This is a genomic window from Helicobacter pylori Shi112, assembly GCF_000277405.1.
In the GTDB taxonomy this organism is placed as follows: domain Bacteria; phylum Campylobacterota; class Campylobacteria; order Campylobacterales; family Helicobacteraceae; genus Helicobacter; species Helicobacter pylori_C.
In genome coordinates, this window is the sequence record NC_017741.1 from 247,947 (window position 1) to 264,777 (window position 16,831).

The 16,831-nt window shown below is 35.0% G+C and carries 10 protein-coding genes; all 10 read left to right on the forward strand.

All coding sequences use genetic code 11. The features are described 5' to 3' along the window. Position 1: 1 nt before the first annotated feature. The gene (locus HPSH112_RS01255) at positions 2-943 is read left to right on the forward strand and encodes a hypothetical protein (RefSeq protein WP_000366896.1); all 942 of its coding nucleotides are present in this window, start codon (positions 2-4) and stop codon (positions 941-943) included. A gap of 17 nt (positions 944-960) precedes the next feature. After that, positions 961-1,236 carry a hypothetical protein gene (locus HPSH112_RS01260; protein WP_000883382.1) on the forward strand — a complete coding sequence of 92 codons (276 nt, stop codon included), beginning with the start codon at positions 961-963 and terminating at the stop codon, positions 1,234-1,236. Positions 1,237-1,240: 4 nt separating this feature from the next. Next, the gene (locus HPSH112_RS01265) at positions 1,241-2,185 is read left to right on the forward strand and encodes a CpaF/VirB11 family protein (protein ID WP_000365304.1); all 945 of its coding nucleotides are present in this window, start codon (positions 1,241-1,243) and stop codon (positions 2,183-2,185) included. Next, a complete protein-coding gene (locus HPSH112_RS01270; RefSeq protein ID WP_000760569.1) occupies positions 2,182-2,700 on the forward strand; it encodes a hypothetical protein in 519 nt (172 codons plus the stop codon). The genes HPSH112_RS01265 and HPSH112_RS01270 overlap by 4 nt, the downstream gene beginning before the upstream one ends. Then, positions 2,697-4,838 carry a type IV secretory system conjugative DNA transfer family protein gene (locus HPSH112_RS01275; protein ID WP_000783796.1) on the forward strand — a complete coding sequence of 714 codons (2,142 nt, stop codon included), beginning with the start codon at positions 2,697-2,699 and terminating at the stop codon, positions 4,836-4,838. Before HPSH112_RS01270 ends, HPSH112_RS01275 begins: the two co-directional genes overlap by 4 nt. A 100-nt stretch (positions 4,839-4,938) precedes the next feature. Further along, entirely contained in the window at positions 4,939-12,864 is a 7,926-nt protein-coding gene (locus HPSH112_RS01280) for an SNF2-related protein (RefSeq protein WP_411155630.1), read from the forward strand. A 122-nt stretch (positions 12,865-12,986) separates the two neighbouring features. After that, positions 12,987-13,235 carry a hypothetical protein gene (locus HPSH112_RS01285; RefSeq protein ID WP_001105118.1) on the forward strand — a complete coding sequence of 83 codons (249 nt, stop codon included), beginning with the start codon at positions 12,987-12,989 and terminating at the stop codon, positions 13,233-13,235. Between the two features lie 3 nt (positions 13,236-13,238). Next, complete coding sequence (locus HPSH112_RS01290) at positions 13,239-15,299, forward strand: type IA DNA topoisomerase (RefSeq protein ID WP_000655368.1); 2,061 nt, start codon at positions 13,239-13,241, stop codon at positions 15,297-15,299. Positions 15,300-15,353: 54 nt separating this feature from the next. Beyond that, positions 15,354-15,821 carry a hypothetical protein gene (locus HPSH112_RS01295; protein ID WP_000965782.1) on the forward strand — a complete coding sequence of 156 codons (468 nt, stop codon included), beginning with the start codon at positions 15,354-15,356 and terminating at the stop codon, positions 15,819-15,821. Beyond that, positions 15,791-16,582, forward strand: a complete 792-nt coding sequence (locus tag HPSH112_RS01300) for a nucleotidyl transferase AbiEii/AbiGii toxin family protein (RefSeq protein WP_000377513.1) — start codon at positions 15,791-15,793, stop codon at positions 16,580-16,582. Before HPSH112_RS01295 ends, HPSH112_RS01300 begins: the two co-directional genes overlap by 31 nt. Positions 16,583-16,831 lie beyond the last annotated feature (249 nt).

Sequence of the window (16,831 nt, forward strand, 5' to 3'; positions counted from 1 at the left end):
AATGGATTTATATTTAAAGAAAGCCTTGTTTTTAGCTAGTCTTAGTTGCTTGAATGCGAATGAAAGCTTTGTGGATAATAGCGATTTTTTAGCCATTATGCCTAGTGAGAAAGAAGAAGACATTTCACAAGAACAAAAGCTAGAACAAAAGCTAGAACAAAAGCTAGAACAAAAGAGCGCTGAGTTGTTGCAAAGTCAGGTTAAAAGAGAATTTAAAGAAAAAAAGAAATCTCAAAAACATTTCAAAGCTATGCAAACTAAAAATGGCTTTTTCTTAGGCTCAGAGATTGCCATTACAAGCACAAGTTTAAAACAAAGTTTAAGCCTTATCTCTAATGCTACAGATGATTCAATCACTTATAGCCACACTTCTAGTAACGCTAATTTTAATATGGGCGTTTTAATGGGCTATCAGCATTACTTTGGAGCTACAAAAAGACATGGGATTAAGTTTTCAACGCATTTATATGGAGGTACACCTAGTGCTGTAAGCACCAATATAGACATTTACAATTCTAAGGTTAGCACTAATTACACGCCCTTAAACTTTGGACTAGATATAAAGTATTTGTTTGATTTTTTAAATGTCATTAAAAAGAACCGCCACACACTAGGATTAAGTGTAGGCTTTGGCTGGCGTATGCAATATTATTTTGCAAAAATAGACCCCATAAAAACCATGCGTAGTGAGTTTATCACCAATAAGCCTAAAGATATTTTTAGTCATGGTTTTTATCCTGCCATTGGACTTCATTATTACTTAAATCATCATCAATTTGAAGTGAATTATCGCTTTGGAGGGGCAATCAATTATCAATCCCTAACTCCTAGCAAAATTGTCGCTCAAAACGGGAATTTTAAGGGCGAAGTCTTATTTTCTAATTTTATTACCAAAGCGACTAATTCTAGCTACATAGCGTTTAACTACACCTATTTATTTTAATTTTTAAGGAGCCAATGATGTTAGATGAAATCACACAAAAAAACGAGTTAGAACCTATCTCAAATAAGCAAAATCAAGAACCAAAGGAAGTAGAAAAAATGCCATTGAATAATATTCAAAAAGCTAAGGAATTAAAAAACAACGCCAATTTAATTGTTCGACGCACTGATGAATTAGACAAGGCTATCAATAAGCGTGAAAGCTTGCAAAGAGAGTTTGAAAGACGCATTAAGCACTTGGATAACAAGATTGAAACGCTTAGTAAAAAGATTGAAGAATTAAAAAGAAAGTAATTTGATGGACTTAAACAAACTCAAAGATTATAGGGCTTTAAGAAACGCTATTTTAAGGCTCTTGCCTTATTTAGATAGCGGTATTACAGAGCTGATTATGAATAAAGAAAAAGAAATTTGGCTCTATAAGCTTGATGGAACTAGAGAAAAAGTCTTTGATGAAAATTTAGATAAAGCCTTTATGCTTGGTTTTGGGGAACAATTAGCGAGTTTTAGAGATTTGTTCTTTAATGCTAATTACCCCACCCTTAATACTTCCATTCCTACTTCTAGATACAGAGTGAGCATGAACCACTTTGCTATTAGTGCGGATAATGAATTGAGTTTGAATATTAGAGTGCCTAGCGAGAAAAAGTTTGATTTAAAAGCTTTCAAGCTTTCTGGTGTGTGTCAATACGACTATGAGTATTTACAAAAGCTGATGATTGAGGGTAAAAACTTACTCATTAGTGGAGGAACAGGCAGTGGAAAAACAAGTTTTTTAAACGCTCTGATTGAATTTATCCCTAAACACACACGAATAGTGAGTGTAGAAGATAGCGAAGAATTAGATTTAAGAGCGTTTGAAAATCATAAATCCTTGTTAGTGGATAAAACTGAAAGCTCTAAATTTACCTATGAAAACGCCTTGAATATGGCAATGAGAATGAGTCCTGATAGACTTATGGTAGGCGAGATTGACACACGAAATGCCTTGCTTTTTTTAAGGTTTGGCAACACAGGACATAAGGGAATGGTTTCTACTTTACATGCAGATAGTGTGCATGGGGTCATAGAGGCGATTGCTTTAAATCTACAGATGAATAAAAGTGGTTTAGATGTCAGTGTAGCAAGAAAATTCTTTGAAAGCAGTGTAGATATTGTCGTTCAAATTGTGCTTGATAAAGCCACTAACACTAGATATATTCAAGAAATCTTACCCACCAAAGAATTAGAAAGTAGCTTATGAAAAAGTATCAAAACAAGCGAAAATTGGGTAAGCGTATCAATTGCTTTATTTCAAATGAATGTAAGGACATTTTAGAAAATTATTTAAAAGTCAAAAAAATTAGCGTTACTGAGTGTATAGAAAGCCTTTTATTAGCCCTAGACCCTAGCAAAGAAACACTAAGAGCAAGGGATTTTTATGAAAGCTTGTTTAAAGTCATCAGTCTTAACCAACATGTATATAAAGAACTCATGGCTAATGGTAATAACATTAACCAAATAGCCAAGAACACCAATATTGCCATTAAGTATAACAAGCCCTTTTATTTGCAGAATTTAGCATTCTTAGAAGAGCTTTTTAAGACTATGGATACGCTCAATAAAAACATAGAAGATTGCAAAAAAGTCTCTTTGGAATTGTTGCTTCAAATCTATAAAGAACAAAAAAGCGAAACAGAGCTTAACACCATCTCAAAAATTCTCAATGCCCTTAATGAAAAACAATCTGCTACTGGGCCAAAAAAGGATAATGAATGAAAATGCAATTTGTGAAAGCTTTTTGCGTGCTTTTTAGCATTTTACTTATCCCCTTATTTTTTATCTTGGCAAATTATTATGTTTTTGATGCCATAAAGTCGTTTAGACAGGCTTATTTCTTTTCTCAAAGCGTGTTTATAGGGCTTTATAAGGGAGCGAGTATCTTAGATTTAAAATTTGAAGTCTATATCACTATGATAATGTCTTTAATGCCCTTAGTAGCTACGATTTATATGAGTATTCAAAAGACTAAAGAAACTTCGCATGGCTATGCGAGATGGGCTAATGTTAAAGACATAGAGTGCTTTAAAATCTTTAGTAAAGAGGGCTTTTGTAAGGTAGTGCATAGATTAGGGGTGCAATTTGACAAGGGATTTATTCTAGGTAAATTTGGTTTTCCAAAACTTAGAGATGTGTGTTATGACAAGCCCTTAGGAGCCATGATTGTTGCACCACCTGGAGCTGGTAAAACCGCATGCGTGGCTTTACCCAATTTATTGACTTTGCCTAATAGCTGTATTATCACTGATATTAAAGGCGAACTAAGAGATAAGACTGCTGGATATAGACAAAAATTCTTAAACAATAGGATTTTAATCTTTAATCCCTATGGTGATGATAATACTTGTTATTTTAATCCTTTTGATAAAAGGATTGTAAAACCCATGAACTTTGACCAACGCCTAAGACTTGTGCAAGAGAATGCTAATAATGTCTTTATTAGCGAAGAAAAGGGCGAAGACCATTGGGTATCTAAAGCGAAAGATTTGTTTAGCTTTTATGCTTTGCATGATGTTTGTTCCAAAGATGAAACAAACTTTTTTGATGTGGCTATGGGTCCAAATAGAGACTATGTCAATTTAATTGATAAAAGAAGTCGCTATTACAAACAGCTCTATCAGCACGACAAAAAGACAGGCGAAATTATCCTAGACCCACAAACTAATGAGCCTATTTTAATTCCTAATGTGAATGCGAGAAAATTGTGGTATTTGCAAGTTTCAGAGCAAAAATACGCTGACCCCAAAGACCCTAGAAATTTTGACCCAAATGAGCCTGAACCAGCCCCTAGAAGTGAAGGGGCGTTAGATGAAATTGTAAGAAATGATGCAAGAGCGTGGGCTAATAGTGCTGAAGAAGAATTTGCAAGTATTATTTCTACTTTCAATCGCTTTGTGTCTGTTTTTAAAAGCAATCAAGTAAGAATTGCTACTTCTAAAATGAGCTTTGATTATGAAGAATTAAGAACAGACAATATCAGTCTTTATATTGTGATTGCTCAAAAAGACATCAACACGCTTGCCCCCTTAGTTAGAGTGATTTTAGAAAGTATTGCTAAAAACTTACTAACTAATGAAAGTTCTAAAAAAGAAGAACGCATTTATATGATTTTAGATGAATTTGTTAGATTTGGTAAGTTGCCTTTCTTGTTAGAAATGCCTGCACTTTGTCGCTCTTATAATGTCGTTCCCTTATTCATCACGCAAGATTATGCGATGATTAGAAAAAATTATAGCGATGATGATTTGAAAATCTTAAAAGGCGTGGTGCATTATAACATTGTCTTTAAGATGAATAGTGCTGAAGATGCTGAGATTGTTTCTAAGGAAGTGGGCGAATTCACTAGACAATCTAAAAATTATTCTACTGAAAAGGGTCAGCTAGTCTTTGGAGGCAGTTCTTCTTATAGCCATGAGGGTAGAAATTTACTCACAGCTCAAGACATTATGAATATAAAATCAGATGAAGTTATTGTCATTGTTACAGGAGCTAAAGCGACCCCTTTAAAACTTAAAGCTAATTATTGGTTTAGAGATAAAGAGCTTTTAAAAAGAGCTAACTTGCCTATTGATTTAGAAGTAGAAAGAAAAAGATTTAAAGAGTCTGTGCAACCCACTACTTCACAAAAAGAGAGTGAAAATTCAAATCTAACAGAAAGCGAGAAAGATAATGAAAACCCCACTACTTCACAAGAAAAAAACAAGAATGAAAACACAGAGCAAGAAAATCACAATGAAATTGATGAGATTTTAAAAAAGCCACTGAGTGAAATCAGCATGGAAGAAAAAAGAGCCTTATTTAAGAAAATGCAACAAGGCGATGAACAAAGCGAGCAAGAGAAAGACACCCAAAGTTAAATTTTAAAAGGAGCAACAAATGGCATATAAACCCAGCAAAAAGAAACTTCAAGTTTTAAGAGAATAACCGAATTTATTTAGCATCTTAGATAATGGCGATATTGCAACAAACAATCTTGCTGAAGAATCAGACAAGGTCAATGAAACACAAGAGCCACTCCCTTATGTCGTAAAAACTCAAATCAATACAGCAAGAATGATTTCTAGAAATCCTATTGAATGGGCAAGGTATTTAAGCTTTGAAAGACGAGTGCATAAGGATAATAGTAGAGAAGATGTCAATTTCTTTGCTAATGGTGAGATAAAAGAAAGTTCTCGTGTTTATGAAGCGAATGAGAAAGGGTTTGAAAGGCGTATAACTAAAAAATACGATCTGATTGATAGAAATAAAGAATTTTTTTCAAAAGAAATTGACATTTTAACCTACAAAAACAGCTTAGAAGAATTGAAAGAGCAAGGTTTAGAAATCCAATTGACCCACCACCATGAAACGCATAAGAAAACCTTAGAAAATGGCAATGAAATCGCTAAAGAATACGACTATCTTAAAGATATTTATCACGAAGTAGAAAGAACAAAAACTGGTGAATTGGTAAGAGGAATAATCCCTAGTATTTCTAGCGCTGAGTATTTTAAGCTCTATAACAAACTGCCTTTTGAATCCATAAACAATGAAAATACCAAACTGAATACTAATAACACTATTAAAAATACAATAGAGACTAATGCTTCTAACAATATTATTCAAAATAATGATAATAATAATCCAAATTTAAGCATTGCTGATTTAGAATTAGAGCAACAGAATTTAGGAGAACAAAATGGAAAAGAAAGAACAAATCGCGCAGATGAGCCGAATAGAACTAGAGCAGGAATTCCGCAAGAAATTCACCGCAGAAGCGAACATGGAGGACAGCAAGAGGGAGTGGAGCGATCGAGTGATGAAGAACTTTTACACCAAGACTCTAGTTTATTTATTGAGCCTAGAGAGCAGGGAGGAACAAGAGGAGTTTATAGATCTAGCGACCAACAGGCAGTTTCAGAAAAATCCCATAGAGAGAGAGATAAACTACATGAACATGTATCTAGAGGAGATGGAGTATCAGCAAGAGCAGATACAAGAGCAGATAGCAATGGAGCATCAAGTCAAGCAAGCCGAATGGAAAATGGAGCAAGAAGCGAAGAAAAGGGGGATAATCCCAGCGATGAGAGAGGAGTATCACCCACACCGCAATCCCCATCTCATCAACAAAATAGCTCCAGAGATTTGGGGCTTTCTCTCTCTAGAGAACAGCCAGGACAGACTGGACGCTTACGCCTTTTTGATCATGGACAGATGGGCTCATTATTTCCCACAGACCATGAAAACCAAAGATCAAAGAACGATAATGAGCTTGATAGAAGCAGTAATAGAACAAACGAAAATGGAGACAAAAGCCCTAGACAGAATGGAAGCGCAAATCAAGAGAGCGCAAGGAGTGAGCGATATGGAATTGCTCAAGGAAGCTCAAGTCAATCAGTATTACCACTTGCTCAAAGCCGATTACATCATGCAGGACTCAGCACACCAAATGGACTTGGAAACCTTGAAGAAGACAGGGATCAAGAGAGAGGACTTTTATCAAATTTAGACCATTTAGAAAGCCTGCTTAACGCTATTAGAAACAACACCATAGCGAGTGAGCCTGACTTTAGAACTAGGCTCTTAGAAGCCATTCAAAACAACGAGCCTTTAAAAGATAGCATTGTAGGGATGCAGCTCCTTAAAGACCCTACGACTAAAATCTTTTATGACAAATTCCAATTAAAAATCAGCCCTAAAAAAGTATTAGAGATTTTAGAAAATCGCATTAAAAAATCCATTGAAACAGCGAATGAAACGCTAAACGCATTCAACGCGCTGGATAGTCAAGCCATTGATGGAAACGCTATTTCTAATAGTGTAGGATTAAATCCCACACAAGAGAGTGGGATAACAGACAATAGCGTAGAGTTAAATAACGCTCAAGAACAAACCGCGCAAGAGCAAGACACGCAAGAAAACGCGCAAACCACGATAAAACAAGAAACACCAACCGCACCAGCCATCCCCCTTAATCCTAAAATAGATTTTAAACCGAGCGAAGAAGTTTTAATTAAGGGAGCTAAAACTCGCTACAAGGCTAACATAAAAGCCATTGAGCTTTTAAAAGAATTGCAAGCCAAACAAGAGATCTTAAAAGGCGATTATTACGCCACTCAAGAAGAGCAAAAAATCCTAGCGCAATTTAGCGGATGGGGTGGGTTAGAAAGCTACTTTAAAAAGGATCAACGCCCTGAAGAATTTAAGGAATTAAACGCCTTACTCACTAAAGATGAATTCAGAAGAGCTTATTCAAGCACAAGAGACGCTTACTACACCCCTAAATTAGTTATTGATAGCATTTATCAGGGATTAGATCAATTAGGGTTTAATAACGACAACCATCAAAAAGAAATCTTTGAACCCAGTTTAGGCACAGGCAAATTCATCGCTCATGCGCCAAGCGATAAGAATTACCGCTTTATGGGAACAGAATTAGATCCTATTAGCGCTAATATTTCTAAATTCCTTTACCCTAATCAAGTCATCAACAACACCGCTTTAGAAAACCACCAATTCTATCAAGAATACGATGCGTTTGTGGGCAATCCTCCTTATGGCAGTCATAAAATCTATAGCTCCAATGACAAAGAATTGAGTAACGAGAGCGTTCATAATTACTTTTTAGGGAAAGCTATCAAAGAATTGAAAGATGATGGCATAGGAGCGTTTGTGGTGAGTTCTTGGTTTATGGATGGTAAAAACCCTAAAATGAGAGAACACATCGCGCAAAACACCACTTTTTTAGGAGCGATAAGATTGCCTAATAGCGTGTTTAAAGCAACAGGCGCTGAAGTGAGTAGCGACATTGTGTTTTTTAAAAAAGGCGTTGATGGAGCAACCAATCAAAGCTTCACTAAAGCTATGCCTTATTATGACAAGATCATTGATAGCTTGGATAATGACACCCTTTTTGCCTTGCAAAACAACCGCTTTGATAGTTTTACTCCTAGCGATCAACTTAAGATTGTCAATGCGATTGCAAGCCATTTTGGTTTCAAACAAGAAAAATTGCAACGCTGGTATGAAAAAATAGACACCGCTAACTTTGGCTACAGAGAACAAGACTATAAGATCATCAAAGGCTTCATTGATAAAGTTGGCGAGAATAATATCAATCTCAACGAACAAACCTTAAATGAATACTTTATCCACCACCCTGAAAACATTCTAGGGCATTTGAGTTTGGAAAAAACCCGCTATAGCTTTGAAATAAATGGCGAACAAATTTACAAATACGAGTTGCAAGCTTTAGAGGATAAAAGCTTAGACTTATCCCAAGCTCTTCATCAAGCGATAGAAAAATTGCCTAAAGATGTCTATCAATACCATAAGACTACCTTTAAAACAGACGCTCTCATTATTGATGCAAATAACGAACGCTATCAAGAAGTTCAAAAGCTTATCAAAAATTTAGAAAGGGGGGAATTAGTCAAGTGGGATAATCTTTATTTCCAACTAGAACAAAATAATGAAAGGGGCATTTTTTTAAAACCCACTAAAATCAACTCTAAAGTCCAAGATTCACGACTAAAAGCCTATTTTAAAATTAAAGACGCTTTGAATGATTTAACGAGTGCAGAATTAAGCCCCTTAAGCTCTGATTTGGAGCTAGAAAGTAAAAGAGTTAGGCTCAATCTTGTTTATGATGAATTTGTCAAGAAATTTGGCTATCTCAATGAGAATAAAAATCGTAAGGATATCAAACAAGATTTGTATGGCGCTAAAGTCTTAGGATTAGAAAAAGACTTTGAAAAAGAAATCACCCCTAGAAGCGCCAAAATGCAAAACATAGAGCCAAGGCAAGCTCAAGCTAAAAAAGCTCAAATCTTTTTTGAAAGGACTTTAAACCCTAAAAAAGAACTTATTATCACTAACGCCAAAGAGGCATTAATTGCAAGCATCAATCAAAAAGGGGGTTTAAATTTGCATTTCATTAGAGATCATTTCGCAACCCAAAGCTTAGAAACCACGATTAAAGAACTTTTAGAGCAAAAACTTATTTATAAAGACCACAAGGATAATGGCGACTATGTTTTAGCGAACGATTATTTGAGCGGCAATGTGAAAAGAAAACTCAAAGAAGTTAAAGAAGCCATCAATCAAGGCGTGGAGGGATTAGAGGCTAATGTGAAAGATCTAGAGCTGATTATCCCTAAAGATTTGAAAGCCACTGAAATCATGGCTAATATCAACAGCCCTTGGATACCCACTCAGTATTTAGAAGAGTTTTTAATAGAATTAGCCGCTAACCATTATGAAAAGCAATACGGCGATAAAATGACAGATTACCAACTAGGCAATCTCAAAGAAGGCATCAAAGTAGAACACCTAAGCGGTGCTTATGAAGTTTTGGTTAGAAACAATGAATTAAACGAGCTTTATGGTATTAGGCATAAAGACAAACCGCATTCTTATAAAGCGCCTTTTGAAAGCCTTTTAATAAAAGTCTTAAACAACAAGGATTTGAGCGTTAAATACGCCCAAGTTGATCCTAATGACCCTAAAAAAGAAATCTTTATCACTGATGAAGAGCAAAGCAATCTCGCTAGACAAAAAGCAGAAGAATTGAAAGAAGCTTTTAAAGACTGGATTTATAAGGATTATACAAGAAGAACCCATTTAGAGCAAATCTATAATGACACTTTCAACAATTCTGTTTTAAAAACCTATGATGGCTCGCAATTAGAACTAGAGGGCTTTAACCACCATATCAGCTTGCGCCCCCACCAAAAGAACGCTATTTTTAGAACCATCCAAGACAGGGCGGTGTGTTTAGACCATCAGGTTGGAGCAGGCAAGACTTTGTGCGCTATAGCCAGTTGCATGGAACAAAAACGCATGGGGTTAGTGAATAAAACGCTCATTGCCGTGCCTAACCATTTAACCAAGCAATGGGGCGATGAATTTTATAAGGCTTACCCTAACGCTAATGTGTTAGTTGTTGATAGCAAGGACATCACTGAAAAAGAAAGAGAGCTTTTATTCAATCAAATCGCTAACAACAATTATGACGCTGTGATTATCGCGCACACCCATTTGGAATTATTGTCTAACCCTAGAGGAATCATAGAAGAATTGAAAGAAGAAGAACTAGTGAATGCCGAAAAAAACTTTGAAAGGCAAGAACTGGCTTATAAAAATAACCCTAGAGAAACTAAAAAACCCAATGAAAGAGCCTTTAAAAGCAAGCTGGATAAAATCCGTGCTAAATACGATGCGATTTTAGAAAAACAAGGCTCTCATATTGATATTAGTCAAATGGGGATTGACAATTTGATTGTGGATGAAGCCCACTTATTCAAAAATCTAGCCTTTGAAACTTCTATGGAAAAAATTGCAGGGCTTGGTAACCAACAAGGCTCTAATCGCGCCAGAGATTTGTTGATTAAAACGCGCTACTTGCATCAAAACAATAAGAAAATCATGTTTTTAACCGGCACGCCTATAGCTAATTCCTTGAGTGAAATGTATCACTTGCAACGCTACCTGACCCCTGATGTGTTGGAAGAAAGAGGGTTAGAATTCTTTGATGATTGGGCTAAGACTTATGGGGAAGTGGTGAATGATTTTGAATTAGACACTTCCGCTCAAAGTTATAAAATGGTTAATCGCTTTTCTAAATTTAGCGATGTGCAAGGCTTAAGCACCATGTATAGAGCTTTTGCGGATATTGTCTCCAATGATGATATTTTAAAGCATAACCCCCACTTTGTGCCTAAAGTGTATGGGGATAAACCTATCAATGTGGTGGTGAAAAGAAGCCAAGAAGTGGCTCAATTTATTGGCGTGGCTGATGAAAATGGCAAATATAATGAAGGCTCTATCATTGATAGGATGCAAAAATGCGAGGGCAAGAAAAGCAAAAAAGGGCAAGACAATATCCTTTCTTGCACCACAGACGCTAGAAAAGTGGCTCTGGATTACCGCTTGATTGACCCTAACGCTAAAGTAGAAAAAGAATTTTCTAAAAGCTATGCTATGGCAAAAAATATCTATGAGAATTATTTAGAAACTAATGCCACTAAAGGCACACAACTTGGTTTCATAGGTCTATCCACACCCAAAACCCATAGCCAAAAAGTGAGTTTAGAAGCGCTAGATAACGCTCATGAGATAGAAAATAAAAATCCCCTAGATGAAGCTCAAGAACTTTTAGAGAGCTTGTCTAGTTATGATGAAAATGGCAATCTTATCGCTCCTAGCAAGAAAGAATTAGAGAACGAGCTCAAAGAGAAAGAGGCTAAAAGCGTCAATTTAGATGAAGAGCTAGCTAAAGGCTGTAAGTTTGATGTTTATAGCGATGTTTTAAGGCATTTAGTCCAAATGGGTATCCCACAAAATGAAATCGCTTTCATCCATGACGCTAAAACCGAAGAGCAAAAACAGGATTTGTTTAAAAAGATTAATCGTGGCGGAGTCAGGGTATTATTGGGCAGTCCCGCTAAAATGGGCGTAGGCACTAATGTGCAAGAAAGATTAGTCGCTATGCATGAATTAGATTGCCCATGGAGACCTGATGAATTGTTGCAAATGGAAGGGCGTGGGATAAGACAAGGCAATATTTTGCACCAAAACGATCCTGAAAATTTTAGAATGAAAATCTATCGCTACGCCACTGAAAAAACTTATGATAGCCGTATGTGGCAAATCATAGAGACTAAATCTAAAGGCATAGAGCAATTTAGAAACGCGCACAAATTAGGCTTGAATGAATTAGAAGACTTTAACATGGGGAGTTCTAATGCGAGTGAGATGAAAGCAGAAGCAACAGGTAATCCCTTAATTATTGAAGAAGTCAAATTGAGAGCTGAAATCAAAAACGAAGAAGCAAAATACAAAGCTTTCAATAAAGAAAATTACTTCAATGAAGAGAATTTGAAAAACAACTCCTCTAAATTGGATTATCTTAAACAGGAATTGAAAGATTTAGAAACGCTTCAAAGCTCTGTAATGATCCCCACTCATACAGAGATCAAGCTCTATGATTTGAAAAATGAAGAGAGTAAGGATTATGAGCTTATCAAAGTTAAAGAAGTAGAGCCTTTAAAAGAAAACGCCTCTATGAGTGAAGAATTAACGCACAAAAAACTCAAAGAACAAAACAAGCAAATAGCCGAACAAAATAAAGAAAAGCTAGATGCTATTAAAAAGCAATTTGCAAGCAATTTGAACGACTTGTTTTTCAATGAGGAAAGAGATTGTAAGCTTTTAGAATACAAGGGCTTTGTGGTGAATGCTTATAAAACTAAGTATCAAGTGGAGTTTAGTTTAAACCCTAAAGACAATCCAAATATTGCCTATAGCCCTAGCAATATGGTTTATAAAAACGATACTGCCAACATGTTTAGCTCTTATAATTTCTGCGGCGAGATTAAATTTGATGGGTTTTTAAAAAGATTGGATAACGCTATCACTAAACTCCCTGAAAAAATCAAGGAATTAGAAAACTCCATTAAAATCACTCAAGAAAATATCGCTAAATACACAAGATTAGTGGAACAAAAACCTCCTTACCCACGACTAGAATACTTGCAAGCTTTAAAATGGGATCATAAAACTCTAATAGATGATTTAGCTAAAATGAGCAAAGACAGAGATTATAAGCCTGTGTTCAACCCTAAATCTCAAGAAGTCTTAGAGAAAATGAACGCTGAAAAAAGAGCGAGTTTAGAGAATGAGGGTAAAGAAATGACTGAAATTAAAAACAGCAATAAAGAGCAAGAGATTAAGAGAGATATAAAGAGCGATGATGAAGTAAGACAACATATAGAGCAAGTGATTGAGAAAGAAATAGAAAAAGGCACTGAAAATATTTCTTCTAGTGAGCTTATAACCACTAACAATATTGATTACTACGAGAACGAAGAAGTAGAAATCATTAAATCAAGGGGTAGAAGATGAAAAACCAGTCCAGCAAAAAATCTAACAAGCTCTTCAGCTTTTTAAATGGCATTAAGTGGCGTGATTTAATGCTAAAAGAACTCTTACAAGAACAAAATCTACAAAAGAAAGGAGTTTAAGTAATGAATTACGATGTTTTAATGGGGTTTTTAGCACTAATAGGGCTAATTCTTTGGTATGGATATGGATTAAGGCAATATCTTAAATTAAAAGATGAGAATAAGAGATTAAAAGAGAAATTACAACGCTGTAATTGTAATATTAAAATTCCTAGTATTCTTGAAGTAGTGAATAGACCTATCATTATGGATATTAAGGGGGAATTACCACATCTTGCAAAGAACTATAGAAACAATCAAATTAAGGAGTAGAAAATGAAAGATAGCGTCATCATTATTGAAAGCCCTAATAAAGTGGCTAAGATTAAAGAAATCACAGGAGCTAGTGTTTTTGCTACCATAGGACATTTTATGCAACTAAAAAGCTATGATGAAGATAATAATTTTAAGCCGACTTTTGAATACGACCCCCAAAAGAAAAAGCGTATTTTTGAGATAATAGAGGCGTGTAAAAACAAAAAAGTTTATATTGCCACTGACCCTGATAGAGAGGGTTATGCTATAGGCTATCATTTTTATGAAAAAATTAAAAGGATAGCAAGTTCTATTTATAGAGCAGAGTTTTTTGAAATCACTCCAAGTGGGATTAACAAGGGCTTACAAAACGCTTCTTTATTTGAAAACACTAATAAGCAAATGTATCAAAGCGCTTTAGCAAGGCGTGTGGCTGATATGCTATTAGGTTTTACGCTCTCCCCTTATTTAGGCAAAGCTTTAGGGCAAATGAAAGGCTCTAGTGCTGGAAGAGTGCAAACCCCTTGTTTAAAGCTTATTGTGGATAGAGACAGAGAAATTGAAAAATTTAAGGCTTTACCTGAAAATGAGAAAGTAAGCTATCAAATCCAAGCTAAGATTAACGACAATGCTAATAAAGAAGTCATTATCAAGCATTGTGATGAAAATGGCGAAGAAATTAAATTCAATGATAAAGAAGAGGCTTTAAAACTCTTTGAAAGTTTGAAAGACAATAAAGCTTGTCTTTTAAAAGATTTAAAAAATTCTGTTGCAGAGACTAAACCTAAAAAGCCCTTTATCACTTCTACTCTTTTAGAGAAAGCGAGTTCTGAGTTAGGTTTAGGTATTAGCGAAGTGCAATCTTTAGCTCAAAGTCTTTTTGAAGCTGGGCTTATTACTTACATTAGAACGGACGCTGAAAGTTTGAGTGTGGAGTTTTTAAATGAGGCAGAGAACTTTTATACACCCATTTATAAAGAAGTGTATCTAAAAAGAGAATATAAAGCTGGTAAGCAAAGTCAAGCAGAAGCTCACGAGGCGATTAGGATTACGCACCCCCATACTTATGAAAACTTAGAAAGTGTGGTCTATAATGCTGGCATTACTAATCAAGACGCTTTAAAACTCTATCAACTTATTTTTGAAAGGACTATTGAAAGTCAAGGCAAGAATGCTATTTATGACAAACAAGACTTGCTCTTTAAAATCAAAAATGAGTATTTTAAGTGTAGCGTTAAGAGTTTAAAAAGCGCTGGGTTTTTAGCAATGTTTTCTAAAAAAGAATTAGAGAGCGATGAAAGTAATGATGACAAAGATGATAAAGAAAAAGACCAAAACGCACAATTTAATCTAAAAATTGATGATGTGTTAAGTCTAAATGACTTAGTTTTAGCTACCATTAAAAGAAATACCCCAAGCCCTTATAAAGAGGCAGGCTTTGTAAAGCTTTTAGAAAATAAAGGCATAGGAAGACCTAGCACTTATGCTACCTATTTGCCTGCGCTTTTAAAAAGAGAATACTTCAGCATTAGCCAAGATAAAAAACACACCATTACACCCACGCATAAAGGCAAAAGAGTAGTAGAAGTGTTTGAAAATGCTTATCAATTTATTATTGATTTGACCTACACTAAGCAAATGGAAGAAGTGCTAGATGAGATTGTAGAAAATAAAAGCTCTTATGTAGATTTTATAAGTAATTTAAGTTCTAAATGCCCTAAGATTGAAAAGCTAGAAAGAAATGATGATGAGATAAAGCCTAGTAGTGAGGGGCAAATCACTTATATGGAAAATATTTTAAGAGATTTACAATTAGAACTAAGCGAAGAGTTTAAAAACTACAAAGAAGACAACAGGGTAGCTAAAGCGTTTTTGGATAGATATATTAAAGAGCATGAGTTCTTTAAGAAAAACAATAAAAAGGCTAGTAGCTCTAATAATGATGAAACTAGACCTGCTACACCCAAACAAATTAGATTTGCTGAAAGCTTGGCTAAAAAGCATCATGTCAAGCTCCCTAAAGATTACAAAAGCAACATGAAAGTGTGTGGGGATTTTATCAATGAGTATAGTAAGAAGTAGTAAGTAAAATTTTGCTAAACTAGAACCTAGTTAAATTGAATTAAGGAGTTTAGCATGCTCTATATTCCGCCTACTTCTAAAGAAGTCTATGTTAGTTCTATTGTAGCTTTAAATATCCACTCCCCACAAGGCACAGGAGATTGGCATAGCTCAAGGGCTTTAATGCCTAATGCTATTGATTTATGCTATTACATTTATGGCAAAGACCAAGAAAGAAATACTAATCATTTATTAGGTGATTTAGGCATTATAGATGGCACAGAAAGATTAAATAAAATGGGCTATTATCCAGAAAATTCTCCCACTTATATTGCAGAGCATCCAAGAGCTTGTGTGGATTATCTCTATATGGCAGTATTAAAAACAGGTTCGCTAGGTAGAGTTATGCTAGATGAATGGTTTCCTAGCATTGAAGATAAGAAAAGCGTGTATGCACTCATAGAAGTGATGAAACCCAAATTAAACAAGCAAGAAAGAGAGAATTTAGATAAATGGATAGCAAGAAACCCTATTACCGAGTGATTTTAAGCGAACAAGAAATCTATCATGAAAGATTGATGAGAGCCATCGTTAAAAATCTAGTTGATACACCTATGGTTTTAAAGGGCGGAACTGCCCTTTATTTAGGCTATGGTTTAAATCGTTTTTCAGAGGATTTAGACTTTGATTGTCATAAAAAAATCAATCTTTTAAGCAAGGTAAAAAGTGCTATTCCTAGTGGCATTATTTTGAATGACATTCACATTAAAAAAGACACTAATAGCGTGGGGCGTTATATGGTGCGTTATGCTACTAAGGGCAATAAAGAAGAACAAACCTTAAAGTTAGAAGTCTCTTATAGAGACGCACCAAAAGAGAGCGAATTCAATGTCATTGAGGGAATGAAAATTGCCAAAGTGGAGCGTATTATTGACAATAAACTCTGTGCTTGTTTTGATGGGGAGCATACAAGAACTAAAGCAAGAGATTTATTTGATTTGCATTTTTTAGCCAAGCATTATGAAGAACACTTTAACTTAGACTTAGCAAAGCGTTTAAAAGAATTTAGCAAAGACCCTGATAAATTAGCGAGCAATTATTTAGAAGATAAAAATGATGATATTTTGCTTAACAAGATTATGGACTTAGAAGAAACAGCTTTAGAATTAAGCATTATGGCTCATCTCATTCATAAAAAACTTGAAAAGCAATCTTATTCCCTTAACACCTTGAAAGAACCTAATGTTTATAATAGCTTAGATAATTCTAATGAAAACACCCACACATCTAAGCATAGGAGGTAAATAATATCATTAAGTGTGTATTGAATAGTTTTTGGTTGTTTTTATAGTGTCATGTTAATTATACAGCACTTAATAGTTTTTCTAAAATCATTAAAAACCTATCTCTTTTTTAAACCCAACAAGGTTTAGTTAATACGCCTGCTCTCTAAAATCTCTTTAAAACTTTCTTGTAATTTCTTAGAAAATAACTCTTTTTCTTTGTCATAATCCTTTCCTAAACTGACATAAAGCGTGGTGTCTTTAAAGTGG